The sequence below is a fragment of the Micromonospora sp. NPDC005163 genome, assembly GCF_053599835.1.
In genome coordinates, this window is sequence record NZ_JBSFYP010000030.1 from 34,488 (window position 1) to 50,597 (window position 16,110).

The 16,110-nt window shown below is 73.3% G+C and carries 18 protein-coding genes; 12 read left to right on the forward strand and 6 right to left on the reverse strand.

The features are described from left to right. Window positions 1-23 precede the first annotated feature (23 nt). Window positions 24-1,109, reverse strand: coding sequence for a DUF3866 family protein (locus ACWD6N_RS21085; RefSeq protein ID WP_450005088.1), 1,086 nt, complete (start codon window positions 1,107-1,109; stop codon window positions 24-26). A gap of 59 nt (window positions 1,110-1,168) precedes the next feature. After that, the gene (locus ACWD6N_RS21090; protein ID WP_450005089.1) at window positions 1,169-2,170 is read right to left on the reverse strand and encodes a cation diffusion facilitator family transporter; all 1,002 of its coding nucleotides are present in this window, start codon (window positions 2,168-2,170) and stop codon (window positions 1,169-1,171) included. 126 nt (window positions 2,171-2,296) lie between these two features. Here ACWD6N_RS21090 and ACWD6N_RS21095 point away from each other — a divergent pair, with 126 nt between their 5' ends. The 6 genes from ACWD6N_RS21095 (at window position 2,297) to ACWD6N_RS21120 (ending at window position 7,192) form a co-directional block, all read left to right on the forward strand. Then, window positions 2,297-3,295 (forward strand): helix-turn-helix transcriptional regulator, encoded by a 999-nt coding sequence (locus ACWD6N_RS21095; protein WP_450005090.1) that lies wholly within the window; start codon window positions 2,297-2,299, stop codon window positions 3,293-3,295. Then, complete coding sequence (locus ACWD6N_RS21100; RefSeq protein ID WP_354965355.1) at window positions 3,292-4,356, forward strand: helix-turn-helix transcriptional regulator; 1,065 nt, start codon at window positions 3,292-3,294, stop codon at window positions 4,354-4,356. The genes ACWD6N_RS21095 and ACWD6N_RS21100 overlap by 4 nt, the downstream gene beginning before the upstream one ends. A gap of 10 nt (window positions 4,357-4,366) precedes the next feature. Beyond that, window positions 4,367-4,612, forward strand: coding sequence for a hypothetical protein (locus ACWD6N_RS21105; protein ID WP_354965354.1), 246 nt, complete (start codon window positions 4,367-4,369; stop codon window positions 4,610-4,612). A 203-nt stretch (window positions 4,613-4,815) separates the two neighbouring features. After that, window positions 4,816-5,109: a Sec-independent protein translocase subunit TatA gene (tatA, locus tag ACWD6N_RS21110; protein ID WP_089021067.1), complete on the forward strand. Its 294-nt coding sequence runs from the start codon at window positions 4,816-4,818 to the stop codon at window positions 5,107-5,109. A gap of 18 nt (window positions 5,110-5,127) precedes the next feature. Next, a complete protein-coding gene (gene tatC, locus ACWD6N_RS21115; RefSeq protein WP_387322736.1) occupies window positions 5,128-6,081 on the forward strand; it encodes a twin-arginine translocase subunit TatC in 954 nt (317 codons plus the stop codon). A 172-nt stretch (window positions 6,082-6,253) separates the two neighbouring features. Continuing rightward, complete coding sequence (locus ACWD6N_RS21120; RefSeq protein WP_387322834.1) at window positions 6,254-7,192, forward strand: diacylglycerol kinase family protein; 939 nt, start codon at window positions 6,254-6,256, stop codon at window positions 7,190-7,192. Here ACWD6N_RS21120 and ACWD6N_RS21125 read toward each other — a convergent pair. Then, window positions 7,155-8,072 (reverse strand): EamA family transporter, encoded by a 918-nt coding sequence (locus ACWD6N_RS21125; protein ID WP_450005091.1) that lies wholly within the window; start codon window positions 8,070-8,072, stop codon window positions 7,155-7,157. The two genes, ACWD6N_RS21120 and ACWD6N_RS21125, sit on opposite strands and share 38 nt — an antisense overlap. Window positions 8,073-8,187: 115 nt before the next feature. Here ACWD6N_RS21125 and ACWD6N_RS21130 point away from each other — a divergent pair, with 115 nt between their 5' ends. Continuing rightward, window positions 8,188-8,496, forward strand: coding sequence for a hypothetical protein (locus ACWD6N_RS21130; protein ID WP_387322732.1), 309 nt, complete (start codon window positions 8,188-8,190; stop codon window positions 8,494-8,496). Further along, entirely contained in the window at window positions 8,493-8,891 is a 399-nt protein-coding gene (locus ACWD6N_RS21135) for a hypothetical protein (protein ID WP_450005092.1), read from the forward strand. The genes ACWD6N_RS21130 and ACWD6N_RS21135 overlap by 4 nt, the downstream gene beginning before the upstream one ends. A gap of 55 nt (window positions 8,892-8,946) precedes the next feature. Here ACWD6N_RS21135 and ACWD6N_RS21140 read toward each other — a convergent pair whose 3' ends face one another. Then, a complete protein-coding gene (locus ACWD6N_RS21140; RefSeq protein WP_387322728.1) occupies window positions 8,947-9,717 on the reverse strand; it encodes an HAD family hydrolase in 771 nt (256 codons plus the stop codon). A gap of 86 nt (window positions 9,718-9,803) precedes the next feature. On the opposite strand from ACWD6N_RS21140, the gene ACWD6N_RS21145 reads away from it, so the two are divergent. The 4 genes from ACWD6N_RS21145 to ACWD6N_RS21160 all read left to right on the forward strand — a co-directional run bounded on the left by ACWD6N_RS21145 (window position 9,804) and on the right by ACWD6N_RS21160 (window position 15,473). Continuing rightward, window positions 9,804-12,605, forward strand: coding sequence for a DEAD/DEAH box helicase (locus tag ACWD6N_RS21145; RefSeq protein ID WP_450005093.1), 2,802 nt, complete (start codon window positions 9,804-9,806; stop codon window positions 12,603-12,605). A 166-nt stretch (window positions 12,606-12,771) separates the two neighbouring features. Next, on the forward strand, window positions 12,772-13,656 hold the full coding sequence (locus ACWD6N_RS21150; RefSeq protein ID WP_387322724.1) for an MHYT domain-containing protein: 885 nt from the start codon (window positions 12,772-12,774) through the stop codon (window positions 13,654-13,656). An 84-nt stretch (window positions 13,657-13,740) separates the two neighbouring features. Beyond that, on the forward strand, window positions 13,741-14,115 hold the full coding sequence (locus ACWD6N_RS21155) for a PadR family transcriptional regulator (protein WP_387322722.1): 375 nt from the start codon (window positions 13,741-13,743) through the stop codon (window positions 14,113-14,115). Beyond that, complete coding sequence (locus tag ACWD6N_RS21160) at window positions 14,112-15,473, forward strand: permease prefix domain 1-containing protein (RefSeq protein ID WP_387322721.1); 1,362 nt, start codon at window positions 14,112-14,114, stop codon at window positions 15,471-15,473. Before ACWD6N_RS21155 ends, ACWD6N_RS21160 begins: the two co-directional genes overlap by 4 nt. Before the next feature lie 27 nt (window positions 15,474-15,500). On the opposite strand, the gene ACWD6N_RS21165 is transcribed toward ACWD6N_RS21160, so the two are convergent. After that, window positions 15,501-15,800 (reverse strand): BON domain-containing protein, encoded by a 300-nt coding sequence (locus ACWD6N_RS21165; RefSeq protein ID WP_354965345.1) that lies wholly within the window; start codon window positions 15,798-15,800, stop codon window positions 15,501-15,503. Between the two features lie 31 nt (window positions 15,801-15,831). Next, a complete protein-coding gene (locus ACWD6N_RS21170; protein WP_387322719.1) occupies window positions 15,832-16,107 on the reverse strand; it encodes a GlsB/YeaQ/YmgE family stress response membrane protein in 276 nt (91 codons plus the stop codon). Window positions 16,108-16,110 lie beyond the last annotated feature (3 nt).

Here is a 16,110-nt window from a genome sequence, read left to right on the forward strand (position 1 = left end):
GTCGCCCTCCGCGGCGTGGGGGGTCAGGGGAGCAGGGTGGTGGCGTGGCGGCCGGCCGCCGCCGCCGCGAGGAAGTAGGCGTGGTCGGCGTCGAGGCCACGTCCCATCGTGGACAGTGGCACGACGCTGGACCGCAGCGCGGCGTCGAGGCCGGCGGTGGGCACCCGGACGATGCGGTGCCGGCCGGCCAGCGGGGCCAGCGCCGCGTCCACCTCGGCGGCCAACGCCGGGTCCAGGTCGTCGGGCACCACCAGCTCCGCCGGGGCGAGCGCCACCCGCCCGTACGCGGTGAGGCTGTGGTGCGACACGCCCCGGTGCCGGGGGCGGGGATCGGCGGCGGAGATCCGCAGTGACCCGACGGGTCGACCGCCCAGCGTGGCGATCGCGTTGACCGCCTCGCCGACGGCCACGCCGGAGAAGCCCCACCGGGTGCCGGTGCCGAGGTTGCCGGGACCCTGCGCGACCACGGCCACGTCGGCGCGCAGCACGTACCGGGCGGCGAGCAGGCCGCCGTGCAGGGTGGTGGCCTCCAGGTCGCCGCCGAACGCCTGCCCGACGGTGATCGTGCCGGCCAGTTCGGCGCGCAGCCCGGCGAGGGTACGGGAGAACCAGGCCGGCAACGCCCCGCCGTCGGTGAGCAGGTACGCCACCCGGGCGTCCGGGGCCGCGGCCCGGATACCAGCGAGGATCGCCGGCAGGGCCGAGTGCAGGTCGGCGGTGACGACCGGCAGCCCGCCCAGGTCGTCGGCGTCGGCCAGCACGTCCCGGTGCGGGGACGCCTCCTCGTCGACGCCGAGCAGGATCGGTTGCAGTGGGGTGTAGCGGGCCTTGACGAGGTGCCCGGCGTCGCGGGTGTCGCCGGCGTCCGGCGGGTCGGGCGGCAGCCGGTCCGGCAGAGCAACCACCAGGGCGTACCCGCCGGTGCCCAGCCCCATCAGCAGCGCCCCGGCGTTGAGCAGCACCCGGTCGCCGGGCTCGGGAGTGCCGACCAGCTCCGGGTAGGCCAGCGCCCGCATCCGGGTGCCGTCGGGCAGGTCGACGTCCAGCTCCACCGCCCCGGTCCACTGCCGTCGCAGCGCCGCCACCATCCCCGCCCGCCATCGCACCATGACGGGCACGCTAGCGGCGCGGACCCGGCGCCCCGCGCCCGGGTGGTCCGGCGCGTGGTTCAGCTCGGGTCTGGTTCGCCGCCGGAGTCCGGGCTCGGCCGGGCCTGGGTGTTGCGGGCCTTGCCGACGGCGCCGGGCAGGGACCGGGTGGGATCGAGGAAGACGTAGCGGATCTCCGGGTACCGCCCGGTGAGCCGCCGTTCGGCCTCGTCGGCGCTGGCCTCGATGGCCGCGCCGGTGGCCTCGTCGCGGAAATCGACCTTCGCGGCGACCAGCAGGTCGTCCGGGCCGAGCTGCATGGTCAGCAGGGTATCGATCCGTTCCACCTCGGGTAGCCCGGCCAGCTCCCGCTCGATCTCCCGGCGCAGTCGCTCCGGGGCCGCCCGACCGACCAGCAGCGACAGGTTGTTGCTGGCCAGGATCCCGGCGACGGTCAGGAGCAGCAGCCCGATCAGGATCGACGCGACGCCGTCCCACACCTCGTCGCCGGTGGCCTCGGACAGGCCGACCCCGAGCCCGGCCAGCAGCAGACCGATCAGGGCGGCGCTGTCCTCCAGGAAGACCGCCTTGACGGTGGTGTCGGCGGTCAGCCGCAGGAAGTGTCGGGGAGTGGTCCGCCACCGCCGGGACTCGCGGCGGACCTGCCGGACGGCCCGGCCCAGCGAGATCGACTCGATGACGAAGGACACCCCCAGCACGATGTACGAGATGAGGTAGTCGTCGCTGTGCTGGTGCAACAGGATGGTGGTCACGCCGTGGGTGACGGCGAAACCGGCGCCGGCGACGAAGGTGAACATGGCGGCGAAGAACGCCCAGACGTAGCTCTCCTTGCCGTACCCGAAGGGGTGCCGGGCGTCCGCTGGTCGCGCGCCACGGCGCAGCGCCTGGTAGAGCAGCACCTCGGTGGTCGTGTCGGCGACCGAGTGCGCCGCCTCGGAGAGCATCGCGGCGGAGCCGGAGATCAGCCCGGCGATCAGCTTCGCCACCGCGATGGCGAGGTTGGCCGCCCCGGCGACGACCACGGTGCTGACGCTCTCGGTCTTGACCCCCGCTTGCGCCATGAAGGCACCCTATGACCGGTGGCGGCCCGGCGCTCGGCGAGTGGCCGGGACCCGCCGATCCGAACAGATGTGCGGCACGCCAGCGCGGGTGCACGTCTCGGGCGCGTCGGCTGCTAGCGTCTACCCGTGTCGCGGACCCGCACCGAACGCCTGGTCAACCTGGTGATCTGCCTGCTGTCCACGCGACGGTTCCTGACCGCCGCGCAGATCGCCGCGACCGTGCCCGGTTACGAGCACGATCCGGACGACGCGCGTGACCACGAGGCGTTCCAGCGCAAGTTCGAGCGGGACAAGGCCGAGCTGCGCGAGCTGGGCGTGCCGCTGGAGACCGGGACGGCCAGTGTCTTCGACGCCGAGCCCGGCTACCGGATCGCCCACCGCGAGTACGCGTTGCCCGACATCCCCCTCGAACCGGACGAGGCCGCCGCCGTGGGCATCGCCGCGCGGCTGTGGCAGCACGCCGGTCTCGCCGCCGCCGCCTCGTCGGGGCTGGCCAAACTGCGCGCCGCCGGGGTGGACGTGGACCCGCAGGCCACCCTGGGCCTGGAGCCGATGGTCACCGTCGACCCGGCGTTCGCGCCGCTGACCGCCGCCGCCCGCGACCGCCGGGAGGTCGGGTTCGACTACCGGGTGCCCGACCGGGACGCGCCCAGCCGTCGGCGGCTGCAGCCGTGGGGCGTGGTCTGCTGGCGTGGCCGGTGGTATGTGGTCGGCCACGACCTGGACCGCGCGGCGACGCGCTGCTTCCGGCTGTCCCGGGTGGTCGGCGCGGTCCGGGTGACCGGCGCGCCCGGCGCCTACGAGCCGCCGGCCGGCGTCGACCTGATCAGCCACGTGGCCCGCTGGTCCGGCCCGGTGGAGCGCACCGGTCGGGCCACCGTGCTGGCCGCACCCAGCCGGGCCGCCGGTCTGCGCCGCTGGGCGGTCGAGGTGACCGCCGGCCCGGACGGCGACCGGCTGGTCCTGCCGTACGCGGATCCGGACGGGCTGGCCGGTCAGCTCGTCCGTTACGGCCCGGACGTGCGCGTGCTCGACCCACCAGAGGTCCGCGAGGCGGTCATCCAGCGGCTCAAGGAGATCGCCGCCCGGCACGACGAGCTGGTCGTCACGGGGGACGCCCGATGACCCGGCCCGCCGCGCGCGGCGGCTCCCGGGCCTCCGCCGACCGCCTGGCCCGGCTGCTCAACCTGGTGCCCTACCTGCTGGCCCGGCCAGGCATCGAGATCGCCGAGGCGGCCGGTGACCTGGGCGTCACCGAGCGACAGCTGCGCGAGGACCTGGAGCTGCTCTGGGTGTGCGGGCTGCCTGGCTACGGCCCCGGTGACCTGATCGACATGGCCTTCGACGGCGACCGAGTGACCATCACCTACGACGCCGGCATCGACCGCCCGCTGCGGCTCACCCCCGACGAGGCGCTCGCCCTCGTGGTGGCGCTGCGGATGCTCGCCGAGACGCCCGGGGTGGCCAACCGGGAGGCCGTCGAGCGGGCCCTCGCGAAGATCGAGGACGCCGCCGGTGATCTGGTGGGCGCGCCGGTGGCGGTGCGGCTGCCCGGGGACACCCGGCGGGTGGAGGCGCTGCGCGCCGCCGTGGAGGGCGGTCGGGCGCTGCGGATCACCTACTACACGGCCACCCGGGACGAGACCACCGACCGCGTCATCGACCCGCTGCGGATGCTGATGGTGGGCGGCCTGGCGTACGTGGAGGCGTGGTGTCGCCGCGCCGAGGCGGTCCGGCTGTTCCGCGCCGACCGGATCGACGCGATCAGCGAGCTGGACGAGCCGGCCACCGTCCCGCCGCAGGCCGTCCCGCACGACCTGACCGAGGGCGTCTTCCGTCCCACACCCGACCTGCCGCTGATCACCCTGCGGGTCGGTCGGGGCGAGCGGTGGATCACCGAGTACTACCCGTGTGAGCGGGTGGAGGCCGGCGACGGCGACCAGTGGCTGGTGTCGCTGCGGGTGACCGATCTGGGCTGGGCCCGCCGGTTCGTGCTCGGTCTCGGCCCGGACGTCACCGTGGTCGCCCCGGTCGAGCTGGCCGAGCAGGTCCGGGCGACGGCGGCCGCCGCGCTGGACGCGTACGCCGTGCCCGCTCCCACCGCCGCCCCCCGGCGGCCCGAGGCCGACCCGGCGACGCCCGGCGCGCCCTCGGGCGACCCGGCGGTGGCCGGCCGCACCCAGTAGGCTGACCGCCGTGCTGATCTGGATCGTGCTCGCGGTGGTGCTGCTCCCGCTCGTGGCGCTCGCGCTGGCCGTGCGTCCGGTGCTGGCCCGGCTGCCCCGGCTGCGCCGCGCCGCGGCGGCGCTGCAGCGCCGGGCCGCCGAGGCGGAGGCGCTGCGGGACACCGCCGAGGCGTTGCAGCAGCGTGCCGAGGGTGTTCAGCGCCAGCTCGACACCGCTCAGCGACGTCTCGCCGTGATCAAGGCCAGGCGCGGCTGATTGATCCCCGTCGCCGCGCCGTCCCGCTGGCGACGGGCCGCCGCGGTGGCGACGGCTCGGCGATGGTTGACTGATCATCGCGGTTGGTCAAGACTTCACCGGCCGGGCCGCGCCGACCGCCCCCGGCAGGTGGCAACCGGCCGATCCGCACGTACGATGGGCTGCGTACCGCCCCCGGACACACAGAGCGACTGGAGCTTCTCATGGGTGCCCTCAAGCCCTGGCACATCGCGGTTCTCGTGGTTGTGCTGATCCTGCTCTTCGGTGCGAAGCGGCTTCCCGACGCGGCCCGCTCGCTGGGTCGTTCGCTGCGGATCATCAAGGCCGAGACCAAGAGCCTGCAGGACGACGACCGCGACCTCGCCGAGAAGGCCGACGCGCAGGCCGGCTACCAGCCGCTGCCGCCGCAGGTCGGGCAGCCGCAGCAGGCGCCGTACCAGCAGGCGCCGCCGCAGCAGCCGGTCGCCGACCCGGTGCACCGCGTCCGCGACAACTGACCGAGAGGCCCGAGCACCGTGGCCTTCGCACTGCGTAAAAGCGGCCCGCGCGCCTTCGAGCGCGCCGCCGACGGCTCGATGACGCTCATCGAGCACGTCCGCGAGCTGCGCAACCGCCTGTTCCGTGCCTCGCTGGCGATCCTGATCGGCTTCGGCGTCGGCATCTGGCTGGCGGAGCCGGTCCGGGTGCTGTTGTCGAAGCCGTACTGCGACCTACCGCAGTCGATCGACCCGGACACCGGGAAGTGCCTGTTCGTCCAGCTCGGCGTGGCGGACGTCTTCCTGTTGAACCTGAAGATCGGCCTGTGGGTCGGTCTGATCGTCGCGGCGCCCATCTGGCTCTACCAGCTCTGGGCGTTCATCGCGCCCGGGCTGCACCGCAACGAGCGGCGCTACGCCTACATCTTCACGGCCCTGGCGGCGCCGCTCTTCGCCGCCGGCGCGGTGCTGGCGTTCTTCGTCACCACCAAGGGCCTCGAGTTCCTGCTGAACGTGTCGGGCGACGACATCTCCACTAACCTGGAGGTCACCCGGTACATCTCGTTCGTCACCAATCTGATTCTGCTGTTCGGGGTGGCGTTCGAGTTCCCGCTGATCGTGCTGATGCTCAACTTCGTGGGCCTGGCCAGCGCGAAGCGGCTGCTCAGCTGGTGGCGGGTGGCGATCTTCGTGTTCTTCGCCTTCTCCGCCGTGGTCACCCCCACCCCGGACCCGTTCGGGATGACCGCCCTGGCCGTCTGCCTCTCCGCGCTCTACTTCGCTGCGGTCGGGGTGGCGTTCATCAACGACCGGCGGCGCGGACGGGGCAAGGAGGTCTACGCCGGCCTCGACGACGACGAGGTGTCGCCGCTGGAGCACGACCCCGAGCCGGTCGAGGCGGGGCAGCGGGTGGACGCGACCGCGCCGGTCGGCGCGCCGGACCCGATCGCCCCACCGGCACCGATCGAACGTCGCTACGACGACATGACCTGACGGCCCCGCGCCGCCTGGTCCGCCGACGCCGTCCCCGCCTGCCGGGGGCGGCGTCGCCGCGTTCCAGGCTCGGGTCACTGACACCGCCCGACAGCTCACCGTGAGCGCCGAGACCCGGACCCCTGGTGAGGTGGCCACCGCCCGGTGTACGACCGGCGTCCGACCGGTTACGGTGCTGCCCGTGACCGCAGACGATCACCCGCCCTGCCCGCTCGCCGGTGGCCCCGTCGCCGTGCTCGCCAACCCGACGGCCGGCCGGGGGCGGCACCGCGGCCTGCTTCCCCGGCTGCTGGACGGGCTGGCCGCCGCCGGCCGACCGGTCCGGCTGCTGTCGGCGGCGAGTCCCGCCGAGGCGGAGGCGGCGTGCCGGGCCGCGGTCACCGACGGTGCCAGCGCGCTGGTCGCGATCGGCGGGGACGGCACCGTGCACCGGGCGATGCAGGCCGTCGCCGGCACCGACGTGCCGTTCGGCGCCGTGCCGGCGGGTACCGGCAACGACTTCGCCGTCGACACCGGCTTCTCGGCCGACCCGGTGGCGGCGATGGGGGTGATCGTTGACGCGCTGCGCGCCGGCCGGACCCGTCTCGTCGACCTGGCCCGGATGACCGGCGTTGACGGCGCCGAGCGCTGGTACGGGGCGGTCCTCGCGGCCGGGTTCGACGCGATCGTCAACGAGCGGGCCAACCGGATGCGCTGGCCGCGCGGCCCCCGCCGGTACGACCTGGCGATCCTCGTCGAGCTGGCCCGGCTGCGGCCCCGGCGGTACACGTTGCGCCTCGACGGGGTGCCGCACGAGGTGGACGCGGTGCTGGTGGCGGTGGGCAACTGCCCGAGCTACGGGGGCGGGATGCGGATCTGTCCCGACGCCGACCCCACCGACGGTCTGCTGGACGTGGTGGTGGGCGGCCGGATCGACCGGCGCACCCTGATCCGGATCAAGCCGCGCATCTACCAGGGCACCCACGTCGAGCACCCGCTCGTGCGCAGCTACCGGGCGCGGACGGTGGAGCTGAGCGCCGAGGGCATCACCACGTACGCCGACGGTGAGCGCTCGCTGGACCTGCCGGTGACGGTCAGCGTGGTTCCGGGCGCGCTGCGGCTGCTGCGCTGACCCGTACCGCGCCGATGCTGGCCGCGATGACCAGCACGATGGCGGCGCACTCCAGTAGCGTCAGCGCCTGCCGCAGCACCAGCCAACCGGCCAGCGTGGCGATGGCCGGGCCGAGGCTCATCAGCACCGCGAAGGTGGCGGTGGGCATCCGGCGCAACGCCAGCAGCTCCAGGGTGTACGGCAGTCCGGAGGCGAGCACCGCGAGGGCCGTGCCGAGCGCCAGCACGGCCGGGTCGAGCAGCACCGCACCGCCGTCGATGACGCCGAGCGGCAGGGTGACCAGCGCGGCGAGGGTGAGTGCCAGGGCAAGCCCGTCCGCGCCCGGGAACCGGCCGCCGACCCGGGCGCTGAGCACGATGTACGCGGCCCACATGGCGCCCGCGCCGAACGCGAAGGCCACCCCGGAGGGGTTGAGCCGGTCGAAGCCGCCCTGCCCGAGCAGCGCCACCCCGGCCAGCGCCAGCCCCGCCCAGCACCAGCTGGCCAGCCGGCGGGCGGTGAACACCGACAGCGCCAGCGGGCCGAGCACCTCCAGGGTCACCGCGGAGCCCAGCGGTATCCGCTCGATGGCCTGGTAGAACAGCGAGTTCATGCCGGCCAGCGCCAGCCCGAACGCGCCCGCCGCGGCCCAGTCGGCCCGACCGTACCCGCGCAGTCGGGGCCGGCACACGACGAGCAGCAGCACGGCCGAGATCGTCAGTCGCAGGGTCACCGCGCCGGCCACCCCGGTACGCGGGAAGAGCAGGGCGGCCACGGCGGAGCCGAACTGCACCGACAGCGCCCCGCCGAGCACCATGCCCACGGCGGCGACGCCACCGCGCCGGGCCGGTGGCGCGCCGGCCGGGCTGGGTGCGGGTAGCAGGGTCTCGGTCACGGCCATGACGCTAGGCGGTCTGCCTCGGCCGCCCTCCGGCGGTGTCCACCAAACCGGCCGCTTTTGCCGACACGACCGTTTACGGTCGCCACCGCGGTGCTACCGGAGTACCTTCCGAGGTATGACCGGCGCGATGCGAAAATTGTCGATCTCCGTTCCACCCGACGTGGCTGAGCGCCTGGAGCACGAGTCCAACGCCAGCGCCTACGTCGCGCAGGCTGTCCGTGACCGTATGCGTCTGGACGCCCTGGACGCGGAGTTGGCCCACCAGGGCATCCACATCACCGAGCAGGGTGTGGCAGAGGCGCGCGCCCGCCGCGCCGCCGTTGAGGCCGAGTGGTCGCCGGAGCGCCGAAATGCCCTTCGGGAGCGGGCACGCCAGCATGCGCTGGACGCCGCCGCCGGCACTCTTGAGCAGCCGGCTGCGTGACTCCCGAGGACGACCGGCCAGTCCGGCTTGTGCTGGACCGGTCGGCACTGCTGGCCTATCTGGCGGGCTCGGTGCATGTCGGAGAGCCGCTGCGCGAGGTCATTCAGGACCGCAACAGGTTCGGTGTCACCGCCGTGACCGCGGCGGAGGCCCTGGCGATGGTCAGCGACCCTAAAGAACGCGCGACCCTTCACCGGCTGCTGACCCTGGACGCCTGCAAGGTGCTTGCTACCGAGGGACGCTCCTGGCACGAACTCAGCTTCTGGCGCACGTTGACGGGCCGTGCCGATCTCGCCACCACCGTGCTCGCCTGCCTCGAACACGACGCCTCGATCCTCAGCGGGGAGGACAGGTACGGCGACGGCGATCTGCCGGTGATTCGCATCCCGGACTGACGATGCCGGAGCCAGCCGGCGGGGTGCCACCCCTGCCCCGTCCCGCTGGTGCCGGTCAGGCCGGCAGGGCCAGGTCCAGGACGGCGCCCAGCCCGTTCTCCCGGCCGGGTTCGGCTGCCGGCAGCACCAGCACCGAGCAGCCGGCCGCCACGGCGCCCGCGTCGGCCGGCGAATCACCGACCATCAGGGTCTGCTCCGGATCCACGCCGAGCATCCCGCAGGCGCGCAGGAAGATCGCCGGGTCGGGCTTGCACCGCCCCACCTCGTAGGAGAGCACGAACGCGTCGACCAGCCCGGTCAGCCCCCAGGCGTCGAAAAGCGGCCGCAGGTCGAAGCCGATGTTGCTGACCACCGCCACCCGCACTCCGGCCTCGCGCAGCGCGGTCAGGGTGGGGGCGGTGTCCGGGTACGGCAGCCAGCCCTCGGCGATCAGCAGCCGCTCGTAGAGGGCGTCGGCGAAGCCCTCGATGCCCGCGTCGACCGTCTCGGCCAGCCCGGTGTACGCACCCCGGTGGGCGTGCGGGTAGAGGTCCCGGTCGGCCCACAGCTCGGCCAGCCGGGGCGGCACCCGGGCCGGCAGTGGCCCGCCGGCCCGCCCGGCGGTCAGCAGCCGGTCGGCCAGCGAGGTGGCCCGGACCCGATCCAAAGTGACCCCGCACGTCGCCGCGGCCGCCAGCACCCACTGCCGCGGCTCCTCCACCTGGGCCAGGGTGCCGTGGAAGTCGAAGAGCACCGCCTTGACGGGCCGTCGGGACGCCCGGGGGGCGGCGGCGTCCTCGGCGCTGCCCGGCGGACTTGTCTGGGGCGGTTCGGCATGGTCCGGCACGCCGTGCACCCTACCGACCGCCGCCGACGGCCCCTCCGGACGGCCTTGTCGGGTGTCGTGTCCCGGCACGCACTAATCTTGGTGACATGTCGAGCCCCGCCGAGCGGTACGTCGCGGCGCGCCGCCGGGCCGCGCAGGCCTCACAGTTCCCGGCGCTGGACGAGTTCGCCCTTGACCTGGGGTTCGACCTCGACGACTTCCAGCGGGAGGCGTGCCAGTCCTTGGAGCGGGGCAGCGGGGTGCTGGTCTGCGCCCCCACCGGCGCCGGCAAGACCGTGGTCGGTGAGTTCGCCGTACACCTGGCGCTGCGCGGGCGGCCCGGCGACCCGGCGGCGGCCGACGACGCGGGCGCCCCTCCGGCCCGGCGCAAGTGCTTCTACACCACACCGATCAAGGCACTGTCCAACCAGAAATACCACGACCTGGTCAACCGCTACGGCGCTGAGCAGGTCGGCCTGCTCACCGGCGACAACGCCATCAACGGCGACGCGCCGGTGGTGGTGATGACCACCGAGGTGCTGCGAAACATGCTCTACGCGGGCTCCAGCACCCTGCAGGGGCTGGCCTACGTGGTGATGGACGAGGTCCACTACCTGGCCGACCGGTTCCGCGGCGGCGTGTGGGAAGAGGTGATCATCCACCTGCCCGCCTCGGTCACCCTGGTCTCCCTGTCGGCGACCGTCTCCAACGCCGAGGAGTTCGCGGACTGGCTGGTCACCGTGCGCGGTGAGACCGCGGTGGTGGTCAGCGAGCACCGGCCGGTGCCGCTGTGGCAGCACATGCTGGTCGGCAAGCGGATGTTCGACCTGTTCCACGACGCCGACGCCGCCCGCAAGCACGACGTGCACCCGGAGCTGCTGCGCTACACCCGCGACACCATGCGCCGCCTGGAGCTGGGCGAGGGCCGCAGCGCCCGGCCCGGCTCCGGCCGGCGCGGCCCACGCTGGCGCGGCCCGATGCGCCCGGACATCGTCGACCGGCTGGACCGGGAGGGTCTGCTCCCGGCGATCCTGTTCATCTTCAGCAGGGCCGGCTGCGCCGCGGCGGTGCAGCAGTGCCTCGCCGCCGGGCTGCGGCTCACCTCTCCCGAGGAGCGGGCCGAGATCCGCCGGGTGGTCGAGTCCCGGGTCACCGCCATCCCCGGTGAGGACCTGACGGTGCTGGGCTACTGGGAGTGGCTCGACGGGTTGGAGCGTGGCCTGGCCGCCCACCACGCCGGCATGCTCCCGGTGTTCAAGGAGATCGTCGAGGAGCTGTTCGTCCGGGGCCTGGTCAAGGCGGTCTTCGCCACCGAGACCCTCGCGCTGGGCATCAACATGCCGGCCCGCTGCGTGGTCCTGGAGCGGCTGGTCAAGTACAACGGCGAAGCCCACGTCGACCTGACCCCGGGGGAGTACACGCAGCTCACCGGGCGGGCTGGCCGGCGCGGCATCGACGTGGAGGGGCACGCCGTGGTGGTGTGGTCCCCGGAGACCGACCCGCGGCACGTGGCCGGGCTCGCCTCCACCCGCACGTACCCGCTGCGGTCCAGCTTCCGGCCCTCGTACAACATGGCGGTGAACCTCGTCGGCACGGTCGGCGCGGACCCAGCCCGGGCCCTGCTGGAGTCCTCGTTCGCCCAGTTCCAGGCGGACCGGTCGGTGGTCGGCCTGGCCCGGCAGGTGCAGCGCAACACCGAGACCATCGAGGCGTACGGCGCGGAGGCCGCCTGCCACCACGGCGACTTCGACGAGTACTTCGCGCTGCGGGTGGCGATCGCCGACCGGGAGAAGGCCATCGCCCGGCAGGGGCAGACCCAGCGCAAGGCCGCCGCGGTGGCCTCGCTGGAGCGGCTGCGGATCGGCGACGTGATCCGGGTGCCGGCCGGCCGGCGGGCCGGGCTGGCCGTGGTGCTGGACCCGGCGACCGGCGGGTTCGGCGAGCCCCGGCCGCTGGTGCTCACCCAGGACCGCTGGGCGGGGCGGGTCAGCCCGGGCGACTTCACCACCCCGGCCGAGGTGCTGGCCCGGATCCGGGTGCCCAAGCACTTCAACCACCGCTCACCGGCCGCCCGGCGCGACCTCGCCGCCGAGGTCAGCGGCACCGGCCTGGACCGGCACGGCGGCCGCCGGGGTGGCCGTTCCCGGCAGGCGACCGGCGAGGACCACCGGCTCACCCAGCTCCGCACCGAGCTGCGTCACCACCCCTGCCACGCCTGCCCGGAGCGGGAGGAACACGCCCGCTGGGCCGAGCGGCGCCGGCGGTTGGAGCGCGACACCGAGGAGCTGCGCGAGCGGGTCTCCGGCCGTACCGGCTCCCTCGCGCGGACGTTCGACCGGATCGTCGCGCTGCTGACCGACCGCGGCTACCTTAGCCGCGATGGGGCGGTCACCGACGCCGGTCGGATGCTCGGCCGGATCTGGACCGAAGCGGACCTGCTGGTCGCCGAGTGCCTGCGTCGGGGGGTGTGGGACGGGCTGTCCCCGGCCGAGCTGGCCGCCGCCGTGTCCGTGGTGGTCTTCGAGGCGCGCCGCGACGTCGACGAGCGGGCGTCGCTGCCACGCGGGCCGGTCGCCGACGCGGTCGACGAGACGCTGAAGCTGTGGGGCGAGATCGAGGCCGACGAGGCGGCACGGGGGCTGACCGCGACCCGGGAGCCGGATCTCGGCTTCGCCTGGCCGGTCTACCGGTGGGCCCGTGGTGACGCGCTGGCCAAGGTGCTCGGCAGTGGCCACGAGATCGAGGGTGAGATGCCGGCCGGCGACTTCGTCCGCTGGGCGCGTCAGGTGGTCGACCTGCTGGGCCAGCTGGCCGATTCCGGCGGCGCGTCACCCGACCTGCGCTCCACCGCCCGGCAGGCGATCGCGGCCATCAACCGAGGTGTGCTGGCGTACCACACCTCCGCCTGATCATCACTTTCGGTCACCGTCGTCGGTGAACCGACGCATCGGACGGTCACTGCGACAGCACCCCCCGGATAGCCCCGGGGGGTGCTGTCGCGCCTGTTCGGGGCACCCCTGATCATTGCCCGGGCACCACCTTTACGCGCCGGTAACGAATGGGGAGAAGACCGCCGTGGCCGAGATCAATCACTTTGAGTACGGGTGGATCACGCCCGGGCTGAGCTACGCGCTGTCCGTGCTCGGTTCGGTCCTCGGGCTGATCTGCGCCGGTCGTATCCGCACCGCCCGCACCGCCGGCCTGCGCGCGTGGTGGGGGCTGCTGGCCGCCTGGGCCCTCGGCGGCACCGCCATCTGGGCGATGCACTTCATGGCCATGCTCGGCTTCGCCGTCGCCGGCACCCGGATCCGGTACGACGTGCCGCTCACCGCTGCCAGCACGGCCATCGCCGTCGTGGCGGTCGGCATCGGCCTGGCCATCGTGGGCACCGGCCGGCTGAACCCGGTACGGCTGGTCGCCGGCGGGATCTTCACCGGTGCCGGCGTGGCCGCCATGCACTACACCGGGATGGCGGCGATGCGCCTGAACGGCACCCTCGGCTACGACACGGTCCGCGTCGCCCTCTCGGTGGTGATCGCGGTCGTGGCGGCCACCGTGGCGCTGTGGCTCGCGATGACCGTTCGCCGGCCGCTGGCGATCTTCGCCTCCGCGCTCGTCATGGGCGTCGCCGTGAACGGCATGCACTTCACCGGCATGAGCGCCCTCTCGGTGCACCAGCACGAGGGCCGGGGCGAGGTGACCGGCACCGGCATGGGCGCGCTCCTGGTGCCGATCGTGCTGGCGGTGATCTTCGGGGTGGTCGGCCTGCTCTACGCCCTGCTCGCGGCGCCGACCGAGGACGACCGGGCCGCCGCCGCGTACCTGGATGCCCGGCGGGTCCCGGAGCCGGCCGCCGCGGCACCCGTCGTCGCCCCGGACCCGGTCGGGCTGCGCGCCCGTTCCACGCTCGGCCAGCCGGGCACCCCGTTCCCGTCCCGGCGGGAGATGCCGCCCCGCTGACGGCGGCACGGGCCGCTCATTCTGATTGCGCTGGCGTCATACCTAGAACTACTATGCATTGCAGATCTAGGTATAGGCGGTGCCATGCATATCACCAAAGACCTCGTCGCGGCCTCGGCGACGCCACTCGTGCTGGGGATTCTCGCCGAGGGCGAGAGCTACGGCTACGCCATCCTCAAGCAGGTCAACGACCTCTCCGGCGGGCAGCTGGAGTGGACCGACGGCCTGCTCTACCCGCTGCTGCACCGCCTGGAGCGGCTCGGCCACGTCGAGTCGGCCTGGGAGACCCCGCCGGGGGGACGACGCCGGAAGTACTACCGCATCACCGACCGGGGCCGAGCCGAGCTCGCCGAGCAGCGCCGCCAGTGGGCCGCTGTCGTCGACGCCCTGCGGGGCGTGTGGAGCACGGCACAGTCCATCAAGCCGATCACGGCACCGGCGTGGGGGGCGGGGCTATGACCGTCGACAACGACTTGGAGGGCCAGATCGCCGAGTGGCGGGCCTACATCCACCGCCGCCGCGAGCTGCACCACACCGATGTCGAGGAACTGGAGGACCACCTCCGCAGCCGGATCACCGAGCTGACCGAGGCGGGCCTGCACGCCGACGAGTCGTTCCTCATCGCCGTCAAACGCATGGGCAGCCTCGACGAACTGTCGCGGGAGTTCGCTCGCGAGCACTCCGAGCGCTTATGGAAACAACTGGTGCTGCCTGGGGAGCCGGACGCGCCGGCCGCCGCCCGTTCCCGGCGGGAACTGCCCGTCATGGTGCTCTGTGCGGCCGTCGCGGCGCTCGCCATCAAGGTGCCGTCCTGGTTCGGGCTCGACCTGGGCGACGACGGCGGCTTCTACGCGCGAAACGCCAGCTTCTTCGCGCTGCCGGTGCTCGCGGCCTACTTCGCCTGGCAACGCCGCGTCGGTCCCCGCGTCATCGGGGCGCTCGCGTCGCTGTTCGTTCTCGGCGCGGTCGCCGCCAACGCGTACCCGCTGGCCGACGGCTCGCAGACCATGGTGCTCACCGCGATCCACCTGCCGATAGCGCTGTGGCTGGTTGTCGGCGTCGCCTACGCGGGCGGCGACTGGCGTTCGGACCGGCGACGAATGGACTTCATCCGGTTCACCGGGGAGTGGCTGATCTACTTCGTCCTCATCGGGCTGGGTGGCGGCGTCCTCACGGCCATCACGGTGAACGCCTTCGCAGCCATCGGGCTGAACGTCGAGGGATTCGTCCAGTCGTGGCTGCTGCCGTGCGGCGCCGTGGCCGCGGTCATCGTGTCGGCCTGGCTGGTGGAGGCCAAGCAGAGCGTCATCGAGAACATGGCGCCGGTGCTGACCCGGGTCTTCACGCCGCTCTTCACGGCCACCCTGCTGGCCTTCCTGGTCGCCGTCGTCTGGACCACCAACGGCATCGACGTCGAGCGCGACGCGCTCATTCTCTTCGACGTGCTGCTCGTCATCGTGCTGGGCATGCTGCTGTACGCCATCTCCGCCCGTGACCTCACGGCCCGACCCGGTCTGTTCGACCGCCTGCAACTCGCGCTCATCGTCAGCGCTCTCATCATCGACGTGCTGGTGCTGGCGGCGATCACGGGCCGGATCACCGAATGGGGCTTCAGCCCCAACAAGACGGCGGCACTGGGCGAGAACCTCGTCCTGCTCGCCAACCTGGCGTGGTCGGCATGGCTGTACCTCGGCTTCGTGCGTGGCCGCATGCCCTTCGCCCGCCTGGAACGGTGGCAGACCCGATACGTGATCGTGTACTTCGGGTGGGCCTGGGCTGTCGTCCTCGCCTTCCCGCTCCTGTTCGACGTCGCCTGAGCCGTCACGAAGGGTGGTGATCTGCGGTCACCGGTGACCGCGCCGCCGGGCGCTGAGCCGCAGTGTGTTGCAGACGTCGAAGACACCGGGCACGTCCCAGGCGAGTTCGGCCGCGGCCTGTCGCGTTTCGGTGTCGCTCACCACGCCGGCGAGGATGACGACCCGGTTCTGCACGGAGACACGGATCTGCTGGCGCCGCGTCGTCCAGTCGATGCTCAGTCGCTGCGCGACCAGCGCCTCGAGCCGCACGTCCTCGCGGTCCTGCTCAGGTTGGTTCGAGGCGTCGGCGAACCAGTTCTCGTCGGGTAGTGGCCAAGGCATGTACACGGGGAGCTCCTCGATCGTGCCGGTGCTGGGTTCACGCGGCGTCGGACCGTTCGGACCTGGCGGAGGCGACGACCAGCACCACGCCGATGCCGGCGAGACCGACCTGGATGAGCACGGCCAGGACGTTGGGCGCGCGGGTGTCGACGCCCGCGAGACGGGCGACGATGGTGCCCGCCAGGGCCGCGACGACCCCGACGGCCACGGTCAACCAGATCGGGGCCTCCCGGCGTCCTGGGATGACGAGCCTGCCGAACAGGCCGATGGTGACGCCGACGAGGAGCGCGGTGACGAGACCGGTGACGGTCATGGG

Excerpts from the sequence above, each read along its gene's own strand:
- ACWD6N_RS21085 (WP_450005088.1), bottom strand. The coding sequence starts at position 1,109 with ATGGTGCGATGGCGGGCGGGGATGGTGGCGGCGCTGCGACGGCAGTGG.
- ACWD6N_RS21090 (WP_450005089.1), bottom strand. The coding sequence starts at position 2,170 with ATGGCGCAAGCGGGGGTCAAGACCGAGAGCGTCAGCACCGTGGTCGTC.
- ACWD6N_RS21100 (WP_354965355.1), top strand. The coding sequence starts at position 3,292 with ATGACCCGGCCCGCCGCGCGCGGCGGCTCCCGGGCCTCCGCCGACCGC.
- tatA (WP_089021067.1), top strand. The coding sequence starts at position 4,816 with ATGGGTGCCCTCAAGCCCTGGCACATCGCGGTTCTCGTGGTTGTGCTG.
- ACWD6N_RS21125 (WP_450005091.1), bottom strand. The coding sequence starts at position 8,072 with ATGGCCGTGACCGAGACCCTGCTACCCGCACCCAGCCCGGCCGGCGCG.
- ACWD6N_RS21130 (WP_387322732.1), top strand. The coding sequence starts at position 8,188 with ATGACCGGCGCGATGCGAAAATTGTCGATCTCCGTTCCACCCGACGTG.
- ACWD6N_RS21145 (WP_450005093.1), top strand. The coding sequence starts at position 9,804 with ATGTCGAGCCCCGCCGAGCGGTACGTCGCGGCGCGCCGCCGGGCCGCG.
- ACWD6N_RS21155 (WP_387322722.1), top strand. The coding sequence starts at position 13,741 with ATGCATATCACCAAAGACCTCGTCGCGGCCTCGGCGACGCCACTCGTG.
- ACWD6N_RS21160 (WP_387322721.1), top strand. The coding sequence starts at position 14,112 with ATGACCGTCGACAACGACTTGGAGGGCCAGATCGCCGAGTGGCGGGCC.
- ACWD6N_RS21170 (WP_387322719.1), bottom strand. The coding sequence starts at position 16,107 with ATGACCGTCACCGGTCTCGTCACCGCGCTCCTCGTCGGCGTCACCATC.